The organism is Sphingobacterium sp. BIGb0165 (assembly GCF_024810095.1).
Lineage (GTDB): Bacteria > Bacteroidota > Bacteroidia > Sphingobacteriales > Sphingobacteriaceae > Sphingobacterium > Sphingobacterium detergens.
In genome coordinates this window covers 549,487-567,195 of record NZ_JANUEB010000003.1, presented here as the reverse complement: position 1 = coordinate 567,195, position 17,709 = coordinate 549,487, and the positions used below count along the sequence as shown (strand labels likewise).

Genomic DNA, 17,709 nt, shown 5'->3' with positions numbered 1-17,709 from the left:
AATTCAATATGTGGAAATTATGATAAAGTTGATACTCCTAACAAGGAAGATCATTACCTTTGGAAACTATGCTGCAAGTAACCTGTGCGATTATACAACACGCCAATAAAATTCTGATTTGCCAACGCTCAGCGTCGATGAAGCTACCATTGAAATGGGAATTTCCTGGTGGGAAGATTGAAGCCGAAGAGTCTAAAGAAGACTGTCTACTTCGGGAGATCAAAGAGGAGCTCAATATTGATATTAATATACATAAAGCTCTCACGATGGTAGAGCACCATTACGCCGAATTCTCGCTACAACTCTATCCTTTTGTATGCAGTCTGCTTTCGGACGAAGTGGATGCACTGGAACATGCGCAAGCGATATGGGTAGACGCAGCTCAGCTAAAGAATTACGACTGGGCAGAAGCAGATCTCCCTATTGTTGATGAGTATTTAAACGGACAACAAGATAATAACAAAGATATGGTACATTCTTTTCTGATGGTCGGCCAATCCAATATGGCTGGAAGAGGATTTTTAAATCAGGCACCCCTACTATTCGATGAGAGGATCAAAATGCTCCGCAACGGATCTTGGCAAATGATGTGGGAACCTATCAATTGTGACCGTCCAACATCCGGAATAAGTCTTGTATCGAGCTTTGCCGCTGCCTGGCTTGAGGAGAATCCAGATCGTGAGATCGGGCTTATTCCATGTGCTGATGGCGGAAGTAGTCTGGATGACTGGCGCACCGATGGCCCGCTATTCAAAAATGCTGTTTTTCAGGCTAAGTTAGCCATGGAAAACAGTTCCTTGGATGGCATACTCTGGCATCAGGGTGAAAATGATAGTTTAATGGGACGTTCAAAACAATATGCTGAAAAATTGAAAAATATAGTCGATGCATTCCGAAATGCCTTGGATGCGGCCGACATTTCTTTTATTTCGGGCGGGCTTGGCGACTTTTTACCGTTCGGACAATACGGGCAATACTTTACTGAATCCCGCGAGGTGAATGAAGCTTTGTTAGGCTTTACCGAAAATAGTGACAATTGTTATTTTGTGAGTGCTAGCAAGCTAAATTCCAATCCGGATGGATTGCATTTTGATGCGCCATCCCTGCGAAAATTTGGGCTGAGATATTTTCAGGCATTTCATCGGCAGACCAATATACTTGGTGCGCTGGACAATGAGGAAGAAACAGTCCAAAGATTAGAACAGCGACCATTGACAGCAGCAGAAAAGAAAACGGTGCTGGAAATTAGGTATGCCTCAGGGCTGCTCTCGCAACATGAATATGAGAAACAATCGCAACATTTAGAACGGTGATTTTGAGCAGAGGTTAGCCTATCTCAGGGCTCCATCCTCACAGTAATCTTCAATCGCTGGAGAAACATGGCCCAATTAAAGTTGCACCATCTATCGTATTCCTTGATTTCATTCCAGTTGGGGTGTTTTAGTGTCACTGCAGTTCTATTGTTCTTTCCCGAATGCTCAAAAATGATAGCTTTGTCTCCCCCATTTCTTATCTAAGGTTATACACTCCTACAGAATATAGTTATCTGTTTTCAATTCAAGGCTCTTCATTCTGGTTGGTTCTTCCTTATTAAAATCGAACTCATTGATATAACCGACCTCTGGTTTTACATTTAGCTTTTTAGTCCAGATTTGATCAAGGCCATCGCCTTCATTAAGGATTGATGGACCATAGAAATCGTGTCTTTCGACGAGGTGCCCCTTAAGTGTGGGGCGTTTGTTTTTTTTAAATGAAACTATAGTTGAATCAAAGAAAATTGAATAATTTTAGATGGTAAACTAAAGACCTAGGGACGATAAAAAATTATGGAAATAGAACAATATATCAGTACGCTTTCGCAAACCGAGCAACAAGCGATTAGTCAATTTCGAAAAGTAATATTAGAAAACGACAAAGCCGTTTCTGAAAGTTTTGGAAAATTTATGTCTAATCCCAATGCGATCAGTTATAATGAACAGGGTGTTTTCAAATATGGGCTTACAATTGCCAAAAATTATATTTCATTCCACTCGTTGGTGATGTATTCCAACCCGAAACTCATGGGTAAGCTAAAATCAAAATTGCCCAAAGCCAAGTTCCAAAAGGGCTGTATTAATTTTAAATCGTTGGATGAATTTCCGGAATCGGTTTTAGTAGACCATATACTGATATCTTCCAAAATAGATTTCAGTCCAGTAATAAACCGTTACCTGAAAAAGAAGTAAAACCTATACTAATTTATAGATTGACCAAAACTGGGGGATATGCTCAGTTTGTCCTTTTATTTGCTATATGATCTGAATTGGAAAAGAGGCGTATTGTCCATCCCTATTTGCAAACAAATTACATCAAATTTATCTTGGAGTAAACTATGATAAGATCGACAGGCTATGTAAAGAAGATTGTCAGCAATATCCTAACACAGCCCATTCTTTGTAGGATCATCGGTGTACTAATGGTCCTATTTAACAGTTTAATTACTTTTAATGATATTCATACCCTCTATCAATATCATTTTTGTAAGAGTTGCTACTCGTACGAGATGGAGCTGGAGTCTATTCTTTATTTCAGAATTACTATTGGAACCATCAATATATTACTTGGAATGGCATTAATAACGCTAAAAATTAGGTACTGGTTGTTGGTTTTGATTATCTACATATTAATATTCAACATTAGCTTCGAATTAGAAAAGATAATCCGTAGGATAGAAATTGGTGATCCCCAGGAGTCTTCGCGCGCAGGAGATAATACCCAACTTGTATCAGATTATGTTATAGTATTTGGAGGAAGATCTTTGCCTATATCACAGCACGAAATCAGTATAAGAATGAAACCCAGCAATGTATTAAAAATATATAGGAAAATTGATCGAAATATAAAGTATGCAGCCAGCAGCCGAGAGAAATCGGGGACTAAATATTCTGCAAATTTCACTATCAATGGATTTATATTCGTTTGGAAAAGCAGTCAAGGCTTATCTTTATTCCCTATTATATATCCTACAATGGATAAACACATAAAAACAAAAAAGCTTCCCTCGAACTGACTGAGGAAAGCTTTTATCGGATTGTTATAGATTGTTTCTCAGATATCCTTGAAAGTTATCTTGAAACTGCAGGCCATTGCCTAACCTATATTTACTTAATTTGCTATTTAGCGCTAGCCCCCAAAGTACAAATTCGGTCAGGAAGTAGCGATCTTCTGCCTTGGCCTCTGGCTGATATTGTTGTATCAGCGTTTGGATAGGTGTCATTTGATCCAACAGACTCTCGTAATCTGCATCAGTGAGTTCATCGGACAGCTCAATACCCTCCGATTCCGAAAACCAACGAACGATATCATCATAGGGATAACGCTCGTTTTCCTTTTCCAGTTTCTCAATTTTGGGAAACAAGATCGGAAAGATACTTTTTACGGCATTTTCAATCAACTGCAGGGCAACAGCCGCCGCCCCCTCTTGTTCACCTTCGTAAACGAGCTCCACCTTACCAGTTATAGCCGGTACGATACCCATAAAATCGCCCAAGCGCACCGCTGTCGCTTTTGTTCTGTTTCTAAGCATACGCAATTCGGCTGTGCTTAACAGATTTTGAAATGCCGTGATGCTCATCCGTGCGCTGACACCACTTTTTTCATCGACATATTCGCTATTTCGGGCTTCAAAACTGATCTGCTCAATTAATTCACGAGCCAGTTCGGGAACGTATATTCGCTCCTTCTGCGCAACTTCCAAATTGGCCTCTTGGGCAGTAATTGCCTTCGCCACCTCAACAGATGCGGGGTAGTGTGTTAATATCTGTGATCCTATCCGATCCTTCAACGGCGTCACAATACTTCCCCTATTGGTATAATCCTCTGGGTTTGCAGTGAACACAAACTGTACATCTAATGGTAGACGTAACTTAAATCCGCGAATCTGAATATCCCCCTCCTGCAAGATATTGAAAAGGGCCACCTGAATCCTAGCTTGAAGATCGGGCAGCTCATTAATCACAAATATCGAACGGTTTGCCCGTGGAATCATGCCAAAATGAATCACACGATCGTCCGCATAACTCAATCGCAGATTAGCGGCTTTGATAGGATCTACATCACCGATCAAATCTGCTACGGTCACATCAGGAGTGGCAAGTTTCTCGGCAAAACGGTCGCTTCGATGAAGCCAACTTATCGGGGTGTCATCCCCGTTTTCCTTCAATAGTTCCAGTGCATAGCGCGATATCGGGTTAAATGGGTCGTCATTGATCTCCGATCCTTGTACCACAGGTACATATTCGTCGAGCAGATTTATCATAAGCCTAGCCAGACGTGTCTTTGCCTGACCGCGAAGACCTAGAAAATTAATATTATGTTTGGAGAGAATAGCTCTTTCAAGTTCAGGAATAACTGTATCCTCGTAACCATGTACACCAGTAAAAACGTTTTCGCCTTTGCTTATTTTTGTAATCAGATTCTGGCGCAATTCTTCTTTTATCGTCTTAGGTTTGTAACCTGATGTTTTCAATGCGCCAAATGTTGTAATCTTCGTATAATCCATATATTCTAATGATGAGGCGCAAACGTTGCGCAAGATGATATCCTATTATCGATAAACGTCTGTTTATCGTATTCTTTTTTTGCGATTTTCTTCGTAATCTTCAAAAATCATTCCGCCCAAATCCCCAAGTCCCGTGTAGTATGCTTTGCCCTGATTTGAGGATGTAAATTCGTCAACAAATTGCTGCAGATAAGGATCTGAAGTGATCATAAATGTAGTAATTGGTATCCCCAGCTTTCGGGCTTGTGCTGCCATGCTATAGCACTTACTGGTAATAAAAGGATCCAGCCCCATCGAGTTCTTATAATAAGTGCCATCTGGCATATTTAGGCAACTCGGCTTTCCGTCAGTAATCATAAAGATCTGTTTGTTTGCATGCCGTTTCCTTCGGAGTATATCCATCGCTAACTGTAGGCCAGCGACAGTATTGGTATGAAATGGTCCTACCTGCAGATAGGGCAGATCTTTGATCGCTATCGGCCAGGCATCGTTACCGAAGACAATGATGTCAAGAGAGTCTTTGGGATAACGTGTAATGATGAGCTCTGATAAGGCCATGGCCACTTTCTTCGCTGGTGTGATCCGGTCTTCACCGTATAGAATCATACTATGGCTGATGTCAATCATCAACACCGTACTCATTTGCGATTTAAACTGCGTATCCTCTACGACCAGATCATTTTCTGATAAGCTAAACTCTCCTATCCCATGATTGATCTGTGCATTTTTCAGACTCTCGGTCAATGCTATTTTCTCTAGGCTGTCTCCAAACTGAAAGCTCCTAAAATCCCCCATATTTTCGTCGCTCCGTCCCTGATGATTGGTTTTATGGTTGCCTGACGTTCCTTTTCGCATCTTTCCAAAAATCTGATCTAATGCATTCTGTCGCAAAGCTTTTTCCAGCTTGGAGGTAAGATCTACACCGCCGTCGCCACCAAATCCCAATTTTTCTCGGATGTATCCTTTGTTCTTGAGATCAGCAATGAAATCATCGATCGTATATTCTGGAGTAGTTAATTTGAACTCTCGGTCCAACTGCCGCAACCAATCAATAGCTTCATCAAAATCACCAGCAGTATGTGTAATCAGTTCTTTGAAAATATTAAATAATTTATCAAAAGGTGTCTGAAACGGCTCGGTATATTGTGTGAAGAGAAAGCCCCTATTTCGTTTCGTGCTGTCCATGCATTCGTTGTATTAAGGATGAAGAAGCTATTCGTCTATAGATATCGGAATCGCTTCATAAGATAAATTTACGAAATAATAATTCTTATAAAGAGTCACATATCCAAAATTTCGCCCCGATTATGCCAATCACAACAACGGATCAATGTTTATCTTTTTCACTAATTCATTGACTTGTTCCCGATGTTTTTCCCGCAGATTGTCAATTGCCAAGGTGCCCCCTAGTATAAGCATTTCCTGGTGCTGAAAGCGTTTCCCTAACCTGTCCTCAAGCGTAACTTTCTCCATACTTTGGGCAATGCCGATTTCCTCTAAAAAGTTATTGGGATGACCTGCAGTACAGATAACTATTCCATATTTGACTATTTTCATTTTAGGCAAGTCTGGCTCTTGTCCATAGGCATAGCCAACCGAATATACCCGGTCAAACCAACCTTTCATCATTGCCGGACAATCGCTCCACCAGACCGGATAGAGAAAGATAATACAGTCAGCATTTTCAATTTTTTGCTGCTCTTCAATCACATCCCTAGGAACTGGCAGCGCTGTGTCTGCATTCCCTTCTCTTTGGTATTCCGTTGCGGTCATAATACCCTGAAAATTATCTGCATATAAATCAGAAACTTCAACATTCCATTTTTGGGCTGCCAATATATTCTTCAGATGGCTGAATATATCAAAAGTATAGGATTTTTCGCTCGGATGACTTTAAACAATTAAAATATTCATAATGATATGATTAGAATTACATTTTCTTTTGCAAATCTTGTCGGAACTTCGAATCGCTTTGTTTAATCAAAACGAGATTGGCAACGGAATACTCATAACAACCTATTATTCAAAGCAAAGGTCAAGGCCTCATTCATATTGCCCACGCCCAATTTTTCAAATAATTTCCGTCGATGAAATTTAACCGTATCGATTGAAATGAAGATCTTCTCGGAAGTTTCGTGGATAGTAAGTCCGCGATGATAATAACGTAATATTTCGATTTCACGTTCTGTGAGATTAATTTTTCCACGGGCGATCCATTTACCGGTCAATAGGTCAAGCTCCCACTGTAAATCAGAATGAAGCTTTTCTATGGTTACATTTCCTGAAGATACATTTGAAGATAGAGATACGATACACATGGCCTTCCATATCTTTCCCTTCTCGGTTAGAAAAAACGGTGTTAACTTGTGATTGATCAAAATATATTTCTTATTTGCATCTTGTATTTGAAAATCATAGGATATAACATGTAGCTTCCGCTCCTCCAATGGAATATTTTCATAGAAATTAAAGCCAGCATTGTTGATCTGAATGAGCATCTGAAAATCCGTCGAAGGGACATATTTCTGATAAAATCCGTATCCCATCTCAACAACCTGTTCTGAGCTTAAACCTGCCAGAAACAACGGGTTATCTGAAACAAATTCAAATGCTTTCAATTGATAATCTATCACATAGATACTTTGATAGGTAATGCGTGCGAAAGCTTTGACTATTTCTACATAATCTTTGGTCTGTTCTAAATCTTTTGCTGAAAGACTATCCACCGTATTCTTGGGTGAAAATAAATTGTTAACATCCATGTTCAAACTCTATACTTCAAAAATAAATAAAACTACACTCAGGTGTAGCTTTTATTAGGATAATCAGTAATATTTTTGAGCAAAATAGAAATCAATAGGGAGCCAAAAATCTATTGACTATGTGGACAACAATTATCCCTAATCGGAGAGCTTTGGCGAACAACAAACCGAAACATATCATTACAGCCTTAATTACCTTAAAATGACAAATTGCAAAAACTGTGGAACTGATATCATTTCCAATTTCTGCCCAAAATGTGGTCAACCCGCGGTCCTTAAAAGAATAGATGCACAATACATCGCCCATGAGATCGAACATGTTCTTCATTTCGAACGGGGGATTCTGTATACTATCCGCGAACTAGTCACCACTCCGGGAAAAAATGTTCGGAATTACATTTCTGAGAATCGAAGTCGCTTGGTCAAACCCGTTATTTTTATTATTGTCACCTCACTGATCTACTCGATTGTAAGCCATTATTTTCATGTTGAAGACAAATATGTTAGTTATTATGAATCCCGACACTCCACAACGGGCGCTATGTATCTATGGATTCAAACCCATTATGGTTATGCCAATATTATGATAGGGATATTTATTGCATTTTGGGCAAAATTATTTTTTAAAAAATATGGGCTCAATCTTTTTGAAATCATTATCCTGTTGTGTTTTACTCTAGGAATGAGCATGATAATACATTCACTTTTTGCAATAATCGAAGGTACTACACATAAAAATGTTATGGTGCTCTCTAGTATAGTAGGTATGTTATATTGCGTTTGGTCTATAGGACAGTTCTTCGATCCACAAAAAACAGCTAGTTATCTAAAAGCATTTGCCGCATACATTCTAGGATATATTACGTTTACAATAGTGGTCTTTACTATCGGTTCGACAATAGACCTTATCTTTCATTGACAATAATAGTTTTCGGATCTATTTATAAAAGGGATAAACCACCTCAGTCTTATAACTTAATTTTTATCAACTGAATTAATAAATGTTACAAAACAATTATTAAAATCCATTTATCAATCGATTGACTAAACAATATTGGATAAAAAATGTAATTTTTTTTCTAGATAATAAGCTCAATGGTTTATATTCATTACTATACAATATAAACCATTATGAGAAAACTTTTAAATTTATTGATTGCCACCTTGGCTCTGGGTGTAGCGTCGTGTAATAAGACGCTCATCCCCACGGATGAAAACAGTGAAAATCTAAAACTAAAAGCATCCAACACAACAATTACGAATGAATGGCGCCAAAATCCGTACAAACTCAATGTCATTTATTTCGTACCTAATGATGTCGATTCGATTCCTAACTTTAGAAAACGAATCAGTCGGATCCTTCTTGATGCGCAGGAAATATTCGCCACGAATATGAACCGTGAAGGTTTTGGGCGCAAATCCTTCGGATTGGATCTGACAAATGACACCCTGATCAATATCCACTACATTGCCGGAAATTTCGGCAAGTCAACCTATCCTTATTCAGGTGGTAGTGGTGCTGTAAAGTCCGAAGTCGATGCTTATTTTGCACAGAACCCCACAGCAAAAAAAAGTGAGCATAACCTGATTATTATTCCTACTTATAATACTGATCCGGCTAATCCGGGAGGCCCACCATTCTATGGTACTGGCACCACCTGTTATGCATTGGATTACATAAATCTGGACGCCAAAAACCTCGGAATAGGTGGAGATATTGGTTGGAAAGCAACAGTTTGGATAGGTGGAATGATTCATGAACTTGGCCATGGCTTAAATGCTAGCCATAACCGGATGAACAAGACATTGGCTCCGACTTTAGGGACTGCATTGATGGGATCTGGCAATTCAACTTATGGAATCTCCACCACTTCATTGACAGCTACCACTGCAGCAACCTTTAATAACAGCCAGGTGTTTAGCACCGTGACAAGAAATGACTGGTATGGTGCGGCATCTGCGGAGATCACTTCATTATCTTCAAGCTACAGCAACGACAGGATCATTATCTCCGGAAAATTTACCACAACCAAACCTGTAAATGATATCGTCGTTTGGCATGACAGGGAGCCTTTTGGTGGTAACAATGATTATGATGCCGTACAATGGGCGACAAAAATCATTGGCCAAGATAGCTTCAGATTCGAGTGCCCATTGGCAGATTTTTATGATTTAAACGGAAATTATGAAATGCGTATCGGCTTTATGCATGTCAACGGAAGTCGCTCAACATTAGGTTATGCTTACAACTTTGTCAATAATGTTCCTGATCTCAGCAAAGTTGTCACGCATAAACTATTGCCAACAACAGGCTGGTCAATCTTAGGCAGTGACAGCAACGAATCTGGTGCTCCCGCAAGCAATGTGTTAGATATGAACAGAAGTACAATCTGGCATACGCCATGGTCTTCAGCCCAAACACCACAACCTCACTTCTTCTCTGTGAATATGGGTGCTCTACGGTCGGTAAAAGGACTTGCATTTCGAAACCGCGATAATCTGAATGGAGCGATGAAAGATATTAATATTTATACAAGCACCAATGGTACAAGTTGGACCTTAATTAAATCAGCTCAGCTGAGCAAAGTTTCTGGTTCCTGGATCAATGTTAATCTTGATTCAACAATTAGCACGCGCTATCTTAAAATAGAGTCTGTGAATTCGTGGGGTGATTTCTTCTATTCACATCTGGCTGACTTCGGGGTCTTTTCCAATTAGTCTTCGATTAGCTTAGACCTATAGAGGGGTGTCCACAAACGTCGGACACTCCTATTTTTTTTATTTCGTAACCATCTACACTATCTTTTTCAAATATTCAATTCCTAGAGCACATTTTTGATTTTTGAACTGCTTCTTTTATTTATTCTAATATATTGGTATCGACCGCTAATATAAACCCGATGACGATAGCACTAACTCCAGAAATCTGCCCCACGCTTTTCTATGATTAAATCCTTATTTTAGTTATTGTATATCTTAATCAAATGATGAAAAGTTAATCATGGACCAAAGGCAAATAAAATGCCTTATGGAGAGTAGAAGTAAAAATAATAAATACGAGAGCAAAAAAACAGGACCATAGCCCTTATAATAAAACTGCTAAAATTCCATTGGAAAGTGATAAAAACAGGGATAACGGACTATAGATATAGGTATCCCGCGATGCAAATACGGACTGTCTATACTTCTTAAATATTCCAACATATTTCAGATCACCTATAAATCGCAAAAAGAAAATACCGCTAATCACATACATACCATAAAGAACATAGTGATTCTCGAAAGGAACCTTTACCACCCCAATGGCAGAGAGGTTTATCAATGCAAAAAACAATAATCCAATGGCGACAAGTAAAGTCCCTTGCCAACCAGGATTAAATAACCTTCTTCCATTCAAGTCCGTAGGTATGGTAGCACTAATCCCCCACTGACCTCCGAATACCCAAAAGAGATGAAGTAATGCTAGCAAAATAAAGATATTGGCAATTACTATTGATAATATAAATTCCATTCGATAAATATAATCTTTAAAATATACATCACCTTTAAAAAGTAACTTTTTATCGCATAAAAAACAGCATTGAAAATTATTGCTTATGCTTTGTGGTTATTTAAGGAAGTAAGCTAGAAAAAAACATACGTAGGGCCAGATGTTTACTACATCTTGAAGACATTAAACTTATGACCATCAGGGTCAGCAAAGACAAATCCATAATAGTTATTGCCAAAACTGGTCGGTTTTGATACAATCGTTCCCCCAGCACTTTCAACTTCATTGGCCCATTGATCTGCTTGTTCTTTGCTTTCTGCGGAAAGCGTGAATATAATCTCATTGCTTATCTGAGAATCGCCAAAATTGACATCTTTTACATTCGATTCCAGTATATTTTTCAGAAAAAAATGAATTATAAAATCATTTTCTCCAAAAAAGAAGCTGACCAACTCATTAGAAGTATATGGATTATTGGGTTTAAATCCCAGTACTTCGTAAAATTTCTGTGTGCGTTCTAGATTAGCAACCGCCAAATTGGCCCATATCTTTTTAGGTTTCATATTATCTCATTTTTGTACAGCATAGAGTTAATGGGTTTCAACAGATTAAAGATTGCCATGGGACAAGTTTTTCCTATTCCTCTTGCTTTGTCAAACAAATAAGCCTTTATATTTTCGCAAAAAAATTAAAGGTATGTTGAGCGATGAGCGCGGGATTGATAACTGATGTGTCATTGAGTCGATCTTCATACAATTCGATTTGTATCAATTTAACGTCATTCGGTATTTTATACTTTTCATCTTTTGTATAATTATAACCGCGTACATCTGCATTTTCCTTGCCAGGAATTTTCTTGATTTCAACAAAGTAGCGCAGTGTAATGGTATTACCATATTGTTCGCCTTTTTCGAAACGAATTTTTCTGACCCGACTCATCGTATGTCCACTGGAATGAATATGTCCTTGTATACGAAATTTTAGCGTTTCAGCAGTTTTGGAAAGCATAAAAATCTGGGGCGCGAGCCGCTCTGCTATTTCGTTACGGCTTGTAAAAGTATATGTTGTACCAGTTTCGGGATTCTCTTTTGCCACTCGTTTTGGTACGGTTTGAATAGCAGAAATCTGCAATTTCTGTGTATTGATTTTACAGCCAGCAAATGCTACAAAGGAAATTAAAACCAGGGTCTGTTTCATCGCACTATTTTAATCATAGTATATATCAAAAGTAACTAAAGGTATCAAACTAAAATATCCCTGAAAATGATGGTTTTTTTAGGTCTAAAGTTGATTTTAAATGATGGATTAAGCCAAATTCAACCAAAGACATACATCTGCTGCTGAGAGCCTTACGGTCCACCTGGATTTGAGCTTGCACCGATAAGAGTCAATACAGTATGCATACAAACATTCAGCACAAATCTCCTAAGGTATCTCACTGAACTGGAAAGAGGAAAATCCGCGCAGGTTTCAAAACTGGCGAAATAATTGTAGCCGATGGTGGAAGTTTCTTGGCATAAATACAAAACTTTTTTTCGTTACAATTTTAAAGCAAATAAGATAAAAACAACAGCCGAATCATCCCACTAAAGCAAAAAAAACAACCCTTAAAAACATCCATTTCAATTACTTATTGGCAAAAACAGCTCTGGCTTCGCTTTATATAAATTAAGCACATTGTTCCCAATATTTTTGTATAATAGCTATATTTTTAAAAAATAGCTAGGTAATGTTATCCATCGAATATTATTTTAAAACATATTTTCTACAGCTCTGTACGTTTGCCTTTCCATGGGTCAACTCGGAGGAAATAGCCAAGGATATTGTACAAGATGCTTTTATTGTCCTAATGGATAGACCAGAGCTGTTGGAGAAAGGAGAACGTGTTATCAAAAGTTTTCTCTACACCTCCGTAAAAAATATGGCAATGAACACCAAACGACGGAATATGGTATTTGATAAGATACGCAATTCCATCACCGTAGAAGAATCCGACAATCATAATATCCTGGACGATCTTATCAATGCCGAACTGATTGGCGCATTACACCGCGAACTTGACCAATTACCTGAAGGCTGTCAGCGGATCTGCCGTTTAATCTACTTGGATGGCATGAAATATGACGAGGTCGCACAGGAATTGGATGTGTCCGTCAATACCGTAAAAACCCAACGCATGCGTGCAATAAACCTTTTGAAAACCAAATTCCTAAATTTAATATTAAACTTCCTTTTGTTTTAAAGATTATTCCTTTTTATTTTTTTTTCATCCCGAGTCACCCTTTTTGATTCCTCAAGTTATTTAGTTATTGAATTATGATAGAAACCGATAAAATAGTATTGGCTGAATTAGCTTCATTACTCCTGAAAGATGGACAATTATCTACTGCACAGGAAAATGAGCTAAAACGTTTGTTGGAAAAATATCCTGACGCAAAGGACAGTTTACGCCATCGTCTTGCGAATACGGATATCCAAGTTCCATTTGATTTACGCAGCACCGATCTGGATCAGGAGTGGGAAATTTTAAAAACCAAATATAATGAAAGAAAAATTGCTCCAAATTATCGTCGGTGGAATGGAAAATGGAAAACTACTATCGGAGTAGCTGCCTCACTATTAGTACTCTTTACTTTTGTTTGGATCTGGAAATCCTATCTGAAACCTATCAATTATCTTATCCCAGATAAGGTCTATGGACAGAAAAATGATGTCCTTCCGGGGGAAAACGGTGCTATCCTGAAGATTAAAGGAAAAGAAGACATTAACTTAATGAATAAACAAGTCGATCAAAGCCTTTCTCAAGGTATCGAATTAAAAGATGGAAAATTACTATACTCACAGCTCAAAACCGAAGGGTCCAACCCGATACACACCTTAATTGTGCCCAAGAGATCTACTATAGCGATAACGCTAAGTGATGGTACACATGTATGGGTGAATTCGGAATCAGAACTGATTTATAAAGCAAATTTCACTGAAAATGAACGGAAGGTAACATTAAAAGGTGAAGCTTATTTTGAAGTTGCCAAGGACACAAAACGACCATTCATCATAGAGGCTAATGACCTTAGTATCCAAGCTATAGGAACAGCTTTTGATATCAATTCCTATAAGCCCAACGCCAAAGTACTACTAACAGAAGGACGCCTAAAAGTCAATGGACAAGAAAAGGAGATTTTTATAGATGCTGGAAATGGAGTAAAAATGGTTAACAGTCAATTGGTAGCCTTTCCTATACCAGATATGGAAGAAGCGACGGCATGGAAAGATGGCTATTTCTATTTCGATAATAAAAATATGCAGCAGATTCTCGATGAATTAAGCCGATGGTATGGTATCAACATTGACTCCAACGTTTCATTAGACAAAAGGCGTTACAAAGGAGGTATAAAAAGAGATGTGACCCTTGCAGAGGTCTGTAATCTACTGAAAGACCTGACCGGCTATCAGTTAACAATCGACAAAGAAAAATTAATCGTTAGCAAACCGACTGACAAAAATAAATAAACTATCTAACTAAGAAAAGGAGGGCTTATAATATGTAAGAAGATAAATACCTAAATATTGTATAAAAAAGAATGCAGAAGTACTCCAATACTCCTGCATCTAACTGAATTAACAACTGATCATAAACTATTAATTCTCTACCAAATTATGAATAATTTATTTTATTCAAAAGGAATTCTTTGTCCTATAGACAAAGGAAAAATTTTGAACAATCTAATCAAAATGAAACTGACAGGAATATTATTAGCAACATCCATGATGGGTGCCTATGCTTCAAGCTCTGCTCAGATTACACTGCACGCCAAAAATGCAAAGATTGAAACGGTACTCAAAAACATCACCAAGCAGACAGGAGTACGTTTCATCTTTATGGAGGGCTTACTGAATAATGAAAAAGCAAATCTTGAAATAACAGATGCAACCCTGAATAAAACACTTGATCAGCTCTTTAAAAATAGCGCATTTTATTACATGGTACATCGTGGTACCGTCGTCATAAAACGGAAACAGGAAAATGTATCTGATGATCAATCAAGTAGTGAAATGCTGTATCAGCAACGAACTATTAAAGGGAAAATACATGACACAAAAGGAAATCTATTAAATGCAGTCAGCATTTTGCTCAAAGGGACAAACATAGGAACCTCAACAAATGCTAGAGGCGAATTTCAACTTTCTCTCCCAAACGGGAATAAAGGTACATTGATCTTCAGTGCGGTGGGCTTTAAGCAACTTGAACTTCCCATCAACAACAAAACTGAGCTCAATATCGTCATGGACAACGACGAAATTGGGCTTGAAGAGGTGGTGGTCGTTGGATTTTCAGAGGTCGATAAAAAGCACCTCGCCTCCTCCGTATCCCAAATGGATATGGAAAAAGTAAAAAACCGTCCAATCTATAAAATGCAGGATGCCTTTTCGGGAACAATTGCTGGTGTTACAATGATGCGAGGGAATAGCCTTCCTGGCAGTGTACCTGGCACCATTTCTATTCGCGGTATCAGTACACTACAAAATGCCGATCCTCTGGTCATCGTAGATGGAATGGAACAGAGTATCCACGATATCGATCCTAACCAAGTGAAAAGTATTACAGTACTTAAAGATGCGGCTTCAGCATCTATGTATGGCTCCCGTGGTGCCAATGGAGTTATCATCATCGAAACGGAGCGTGGACAAACTGGCCAATTCAAGGTTTTTACAAACAACTGGTATGCAATAAACAAACCGATAGATCTTCCAGAATTTGTTAGCGCAGTTGATTTTATGAAATTGCGAAATGAAACACTGATCCAACAAGGGCAACCAGCGATCTATTCCGATGAAACAATTGAACAATATGCTAATGGAAAAATAAAAGGGGTCAACTGGCTGGATGAAATAATGGAACGCACATCTACAGCAATCAACAACAACGCTAGTATTTCCGGTGGCGGTGGTGTAGGTACTTTTAACCTTATGTTGGGCCATATTAAGGAAAATGGCCTTAACAATATTGAAGGGACGCAAAAATTCTCGGCCAGATTCAACACAAATATCAATATTGCAGATAAGTTTGTTTTGATGGCCGATTTTTACGCCCATCGTCTGCAAGTCAATCGGCTGATGGCAAATGATGATGGTCACGGGCTCTATCAACAAGCCTGGCGCCTAAACCCAACACAACAGATCTACTATGATGTAGACAGGCCTGAACCATTCATTCTGCATAACAACATTAATCCGATAGCTTCGATTAAACATGGTGGTACCAAAAACTATATGCATGACCGTAGTACGATCAATCTCCGACCTAAATACAATATTAACAGTAACCTAAATATCGAAGGAAATGTATCATACATGATCAATAAATCTGCCGACAAACAAAAGCGATTAACCTACAAATTCTTTGATGAAAAAGGGGCGCCAATCAGCATATGGGGTAACGATGTGAATGCCTCACAGGGAGTAAGCGAGAGCCAGCTGACTGCGCGAGCATTGGTAAATTACAATAAAGAACTACGTCAGGACAAAGACAAAATCTATCTCACCGCAGGTTCTGAGATCATGAGCTATACCTTCACCGATTTTAGAGAAATTAGCAAGGCTTCTTTTTTTGGTAAATTAAACTATTCATTTGATAACCGTTATATATTTGAATTAACAGGTCGTTCGGATGGAAGCAGTAAATTTGCACCGGGTCATCGCTGGGGATTCTTTCCATCAGGGGCCTTTGCATGGAACCTGCATAATGAACACTTTTTCAAACCTATTCTCGAATCCGAGGCGATTAACAATATTAAGATCCGTGCCTCATACGGTTTAATTGGTAATGAAAATGTAGCCCCGTATCTGTGGCAGGAATCTGTCAATACTTGGGGATGGACAATGCGCGTCCCTAATTCTAATTTTTCATGGGAGAAACAAAAACAATGGAATCTTGGTCTCGATATGAATGCGTTCAAAAATAGACTTTCTTTAACAGCCGAGGTATACCATAAGAATTCGTATGATTTAATCTATGACCAATTTGCTGTTCCGCCCCTAACAGGCTCATACACCCTGGTCTCAGCAGTAAATATTGGTGCGGTAGAGAACGATGGTTGGGAAGTTTCGGTTAACTGGTCTGACAAGAAAGATGATTTCTCCTATAAAGTCGGTGCGATGCTGTTCAATAATCGCAACCGCATACTCAAGGCTGGCTATAATGAAAATGACCGTTTGATTTTCAAAGGTAACAATGATCAGATATGGTATAAAGGGATCCCGATCAATAATTATTATGGCTTTCAATCAAATGGCTACTTTCAGAGTCAACAAGAAATTGATGAAACAGCAGCAAAAATGCCCAATTCTAGACCTGGCGATATCCGCTATGTCGATCAAAATCAGGATGGCCTCATTAACGACAATGACCGCGTTTATCTGGCGGATCCACTACCCTATTACAATTACGCTATCAATATTGACCTGCATTATAAACGCTGGGATTTTTCTGCGTTAGGTCAAGGTGTGGGTAAGAGAACTGGTAGGCTAGCTGGTCAGGAAGCCTATCCAGTTTATGTAGATGGAAACAGCAATGATCTTGGGGCACCACGTGTTGAATATGTTGCCGACCATTGGAGTCCGGAAAATCCAAATAGCCGTTTCCCACGTCTATGGACAGGCTCTACACCGAACACACTTTTGAGTAATGTATGGCTCAGCAATGCGGCCTATTTCCGTGTGAAATCACTTCAACTTGGGTACACTTTTCCGTCCATTGGTAAAAGTGTCAAAAACCTACGGATTTATGTAAACGCTCAGGATGTATTCACCTTGACAAAATGGGAAGGACTAGACCCTGAGCGGATCGGTAGTGGTAATGGAAATTACCCGCGGATGGCAACATACAGTTTTGGATTAAGTGCGAGCATTTTTTAATA

At 38.7% G+C, this 17,709-nt stretch carries 13 protein-coding genes and 1 pseudogene; 7 read left to right on the top strand and 7 right to left on the bottom strand.

From position 1 onward, the window contains the following. The first annotated feature begins 68 nt into the window (after positions 1-68). Both M2408_RS08930 and M2408_RS08925 read left to right on the top strand, forming a co-directional pair. Positions 69-1,313 carry a sialate O-acetylesterase gene (locus tag M2408_RS08930; protein WP_259180976.1) on the top strand — a complete coding sequence of 415 codons (1,245 nt, stop codon included), beginning with the start codon at positions 69-71 and terminating at the stop codon, positions 1,311-1,313. Positions 1,314-1,826: 513 nt separating this feature from the next. Beyond that, positions 1,827-2,225, top strand: coding sequence for a DUF1801 domain-containing protein (locus tag M2408_RS08925; RefSeq protein ID WP_259180974.1), 399 nt, complete (start codon positions 1,827-1,829; stop codon positions 2,223-2,225). Between the two features lie 848 nt (positions 2,226-3,073). Here M2408_RS08925 and M2408_RS08920 read toward each other — a convergent pair. The 4 genes and pseudogenes from M2408_RS08920 to M2408_RS08905 form a co-directional block, all read right to left on the bottom strand. Next, a complete protein-coding gene (locus M2408_RS08920; protein ID WP_259180972.1) occupies positions 3,074-4,540 on the bottom strand; it encodes a sigma 54-interacting transcriptional regulator in 1,467 nt (488 codons plus the stop codon). Between the two features lie 63 nt (positions 4,541-4,603). After that, complete coding sequence (locus M2408_RS08915) at positions 4,604-5,725, bottom strand: VWA domain-containing protein (protein ID WP_259180970.1); 1,122 nt, start codon at positions 5,723-5,725, stop codon at positions 4,604-4,606. 129 nt (positions 5,726-5,854) lie between these two features. Then, positions 5,855-6,421, bottom strand: a pseudogene (locus tag M2408_RS08910) (NAD(P)H-dependent oxidoreductase); the annotation flags it as partial. Between the two features lie 125 nt (positions 6,422-6,546). Further along, on the bottom strand, positions 6,547-7,302 hold the full coding sequence (locus M2408_RS08905) for a response regulator transcription factor (RefSeq protein ID WP_259180968.1): 756 nt from the start codon (positions 7,300-7,302) through the stop codon (positions 6,547-6,549). Positions 7,303-7,504: 202 nt separating this feature from the next. Between M2408_RS08905 and M2408_RS08900 the strand changes: the two genes are divergently transcribed. After that, complete coding sequence (locus M2408_RS08900) at positions 7,505-8,221, top strand: DUF3667 domain-containing protein (RefSeq protein WP_259180966.1); 717 nt, start codon at positions 7,505-7,507, stop codon at positions 8,219-8,221. A 212-nt stretch (positions 8,222-8,433) separates the two neighbouring features. Further along, complete coding sequence (locus tag M2408_RS08895; RefSeq protein WP_259180964.1) at positions 8,434-10,020, top strand: discoidin domain-containing protein; 1,587 nt, start codon at positions 8,434-8,436, stop codon at positions 10,018-10,020. A 367-nt stretch (positions 10,021-10,387) separates the two neighbouring features. Here M2408_RS08895 and M2408_RS08890 read toward each other — a convergent pair whose 3' ends face one another. The 3 genes from M2408_RS08890 to M2408_RS08880 all read right to left on the bottom strand — a co-directional run bounded on the left by M2408_RS08890 (position 10,388) and on the right by M2408_RS08880 (position 11,989). Next, entirely contained in the window at positions 10,388-10,813 is a 426-nt protein-coding gene (locus tag M2408_RS08890) for a DUF3995 domain-containing protein (RefSeq protein ID WP_259180963.1), read from the bottom strand. A 146-nt stretch (positions 10,814-10,959) separates the two neighbouring features. Further along, entirely contained in the window at positions 10,960-11,355 is a 396-nt protein-coding gene (locus M2408_RS08885; RefSeq protein WP_259180961.1) for a VOC family protein, read from the bottom strand. Positions 11,356-11,461: 106 nt separating this feature from the next. Beyond that, a complete protein-coding gene (locus tag M2408_RS08880) occupies positions 11,462-11,989 on the bottom strand; it encodes a hypothetical protein (protein ID WP_259180958.1) in 528 nt (175 codons plus the stop codon). 532 nt (positions 11,990-12,521) lie between these two features. Here M2408_RS08880 and M2408_RS08875 point away from each other — a divergent pair. The 3 genes from M2408_RS08875 (at position 12,522) to M2408_RS08865 (ending at position 17,707) form a co-directional block, all read left to right on the top strand. Then, a complete protein-coding gene (locus tag M2408_RS08875) occupies positions 12,522-13,034 on the top strand; it encodes a sigma-70 family RNA polymerase sigma factor (protein WP_259180956.1) in 513 nt (170 codons plus the stop codon). A 74-nt stretch (positions 13,035-13,108) separates the two neighbouring features. Then, on the top strand, positions 13,109-14,302 hold the full coding sequence (locus M2408_RS08870) for a FecR family protein (protein ID WP_259180954.1): 1,194 nt from the start codon (positions 13,109-13,111) through the stop codon (positions 14,300-14,302). Between the two features lie 147 nt (positions 14,303-14,449). Continuing rightward, a complete protein-coding gene (locus M2408_RS08865; protein ID WP_259180952.1) occupies positions 14,450-17,707 on the top strand; it encodes a TonB-dependent receptor in 3,258 nt (1,085 codons plus the stop codon). The last annotated feature ends 2 nt before the right edge of the window (positions 17,708-17,709 follow it).

What these genes read in the sequence shown, in the direction of transcription:
- M2408_RS08895 (WP_259180964.1), top strand. Translation starts at nt 8,434, where the DNA reads ATGAGAAAACTTTTAAATTTATTGATTGCCACCTTGGCTCTGGGTGTA.
- M2408_RS08925 (WP_259180974.1), top strand. Translation starts at nt 1,827, where the DNA reads ATGGAAATAGAACAATATATCAGTACGCTTTCGCAAACCGAGCAACAA.
- M2408_RS08885 (WP_259180961.1), bottom strand. Translation starts at nt 11,355, where the DNA reads ATGAAACCTAAAAAGATATGGGCCAATTTGGCGGTTGCTAATCTAGAA.
- M2408_RS08905 (WP_259180968.1), bottom strand. Translation starts at nt 7,302, where the DNA reads ATGGATGTTAACAATTTATTTTCACCCAAGAATACGGTGGATAGTCTT.
- M2408_RS08875 (WP_259180956.1), top strand. Translation starts at nt 12,522, where the DNA reads ATGTTATCCATCGAATATTATTTTAAAACATATTTTCTACAGCTCTGT.
- M2408_RS08890 (WP_259180963.1), bottom strand. Translation starts at nt 10,813, where the DNA reads ATGGAATTTATATTATCAATAGTAATTGCCAATATCTTTATTTTGCTA.
- M2408_RS08870 (WP_259180954.1), top strand. Translation starts at nt 13,109, where the DNA reads ATGATAGAAACCGATAAAATAGTATTGGCTGAATTAGCTTCATTACTC.
- M2408_RS08930 (WP_259180976.1), top strand. Translation starts at nt 69, where the DNA reads ATGCTGCAAGTAACCTGTGCGATTATACAACACGCCAATAAAATTCTG.
- M2408_RS08900 (WP_259180966.1), top strand. Translation starts at nt 7,505, where the DNA reads ATGACAAATTGCAAAAACTGTGGAACTGATATCATTTCCAATTTCTGC.
- M2408_RS08915 (WP_259180970.1), bottom strand. Translation starts at nt 5,725, where the DNA reads ATGGACAGCACGAAACGAAATAGGGGCTTTCTCTTCACACAATATACC.
- M2408_RS08865 (WP_259180952.1), top strand. Translation starts at nt 14,450, where the DNA reads ATGAATAATTTATTTTATTCAAAAGGAATTCTTTGTCCTATAGACAAA.
- M2408_RS08880 (WP_259180958.1), bottom strand. Translation starts at nt 11,989, where the DNA reads ATGAAACAGACCCTGGTTTTAATTTCCTTTGTAGCATTTGCTGGCTGT.
- M2408_RS08920 (WP_259180972.1), bottom strand. Translation starts at nt 4,540, where the DNA reads ATGGATTATACGAAGATTACAACATTTGGCGCATTGAAAACATCAGGT.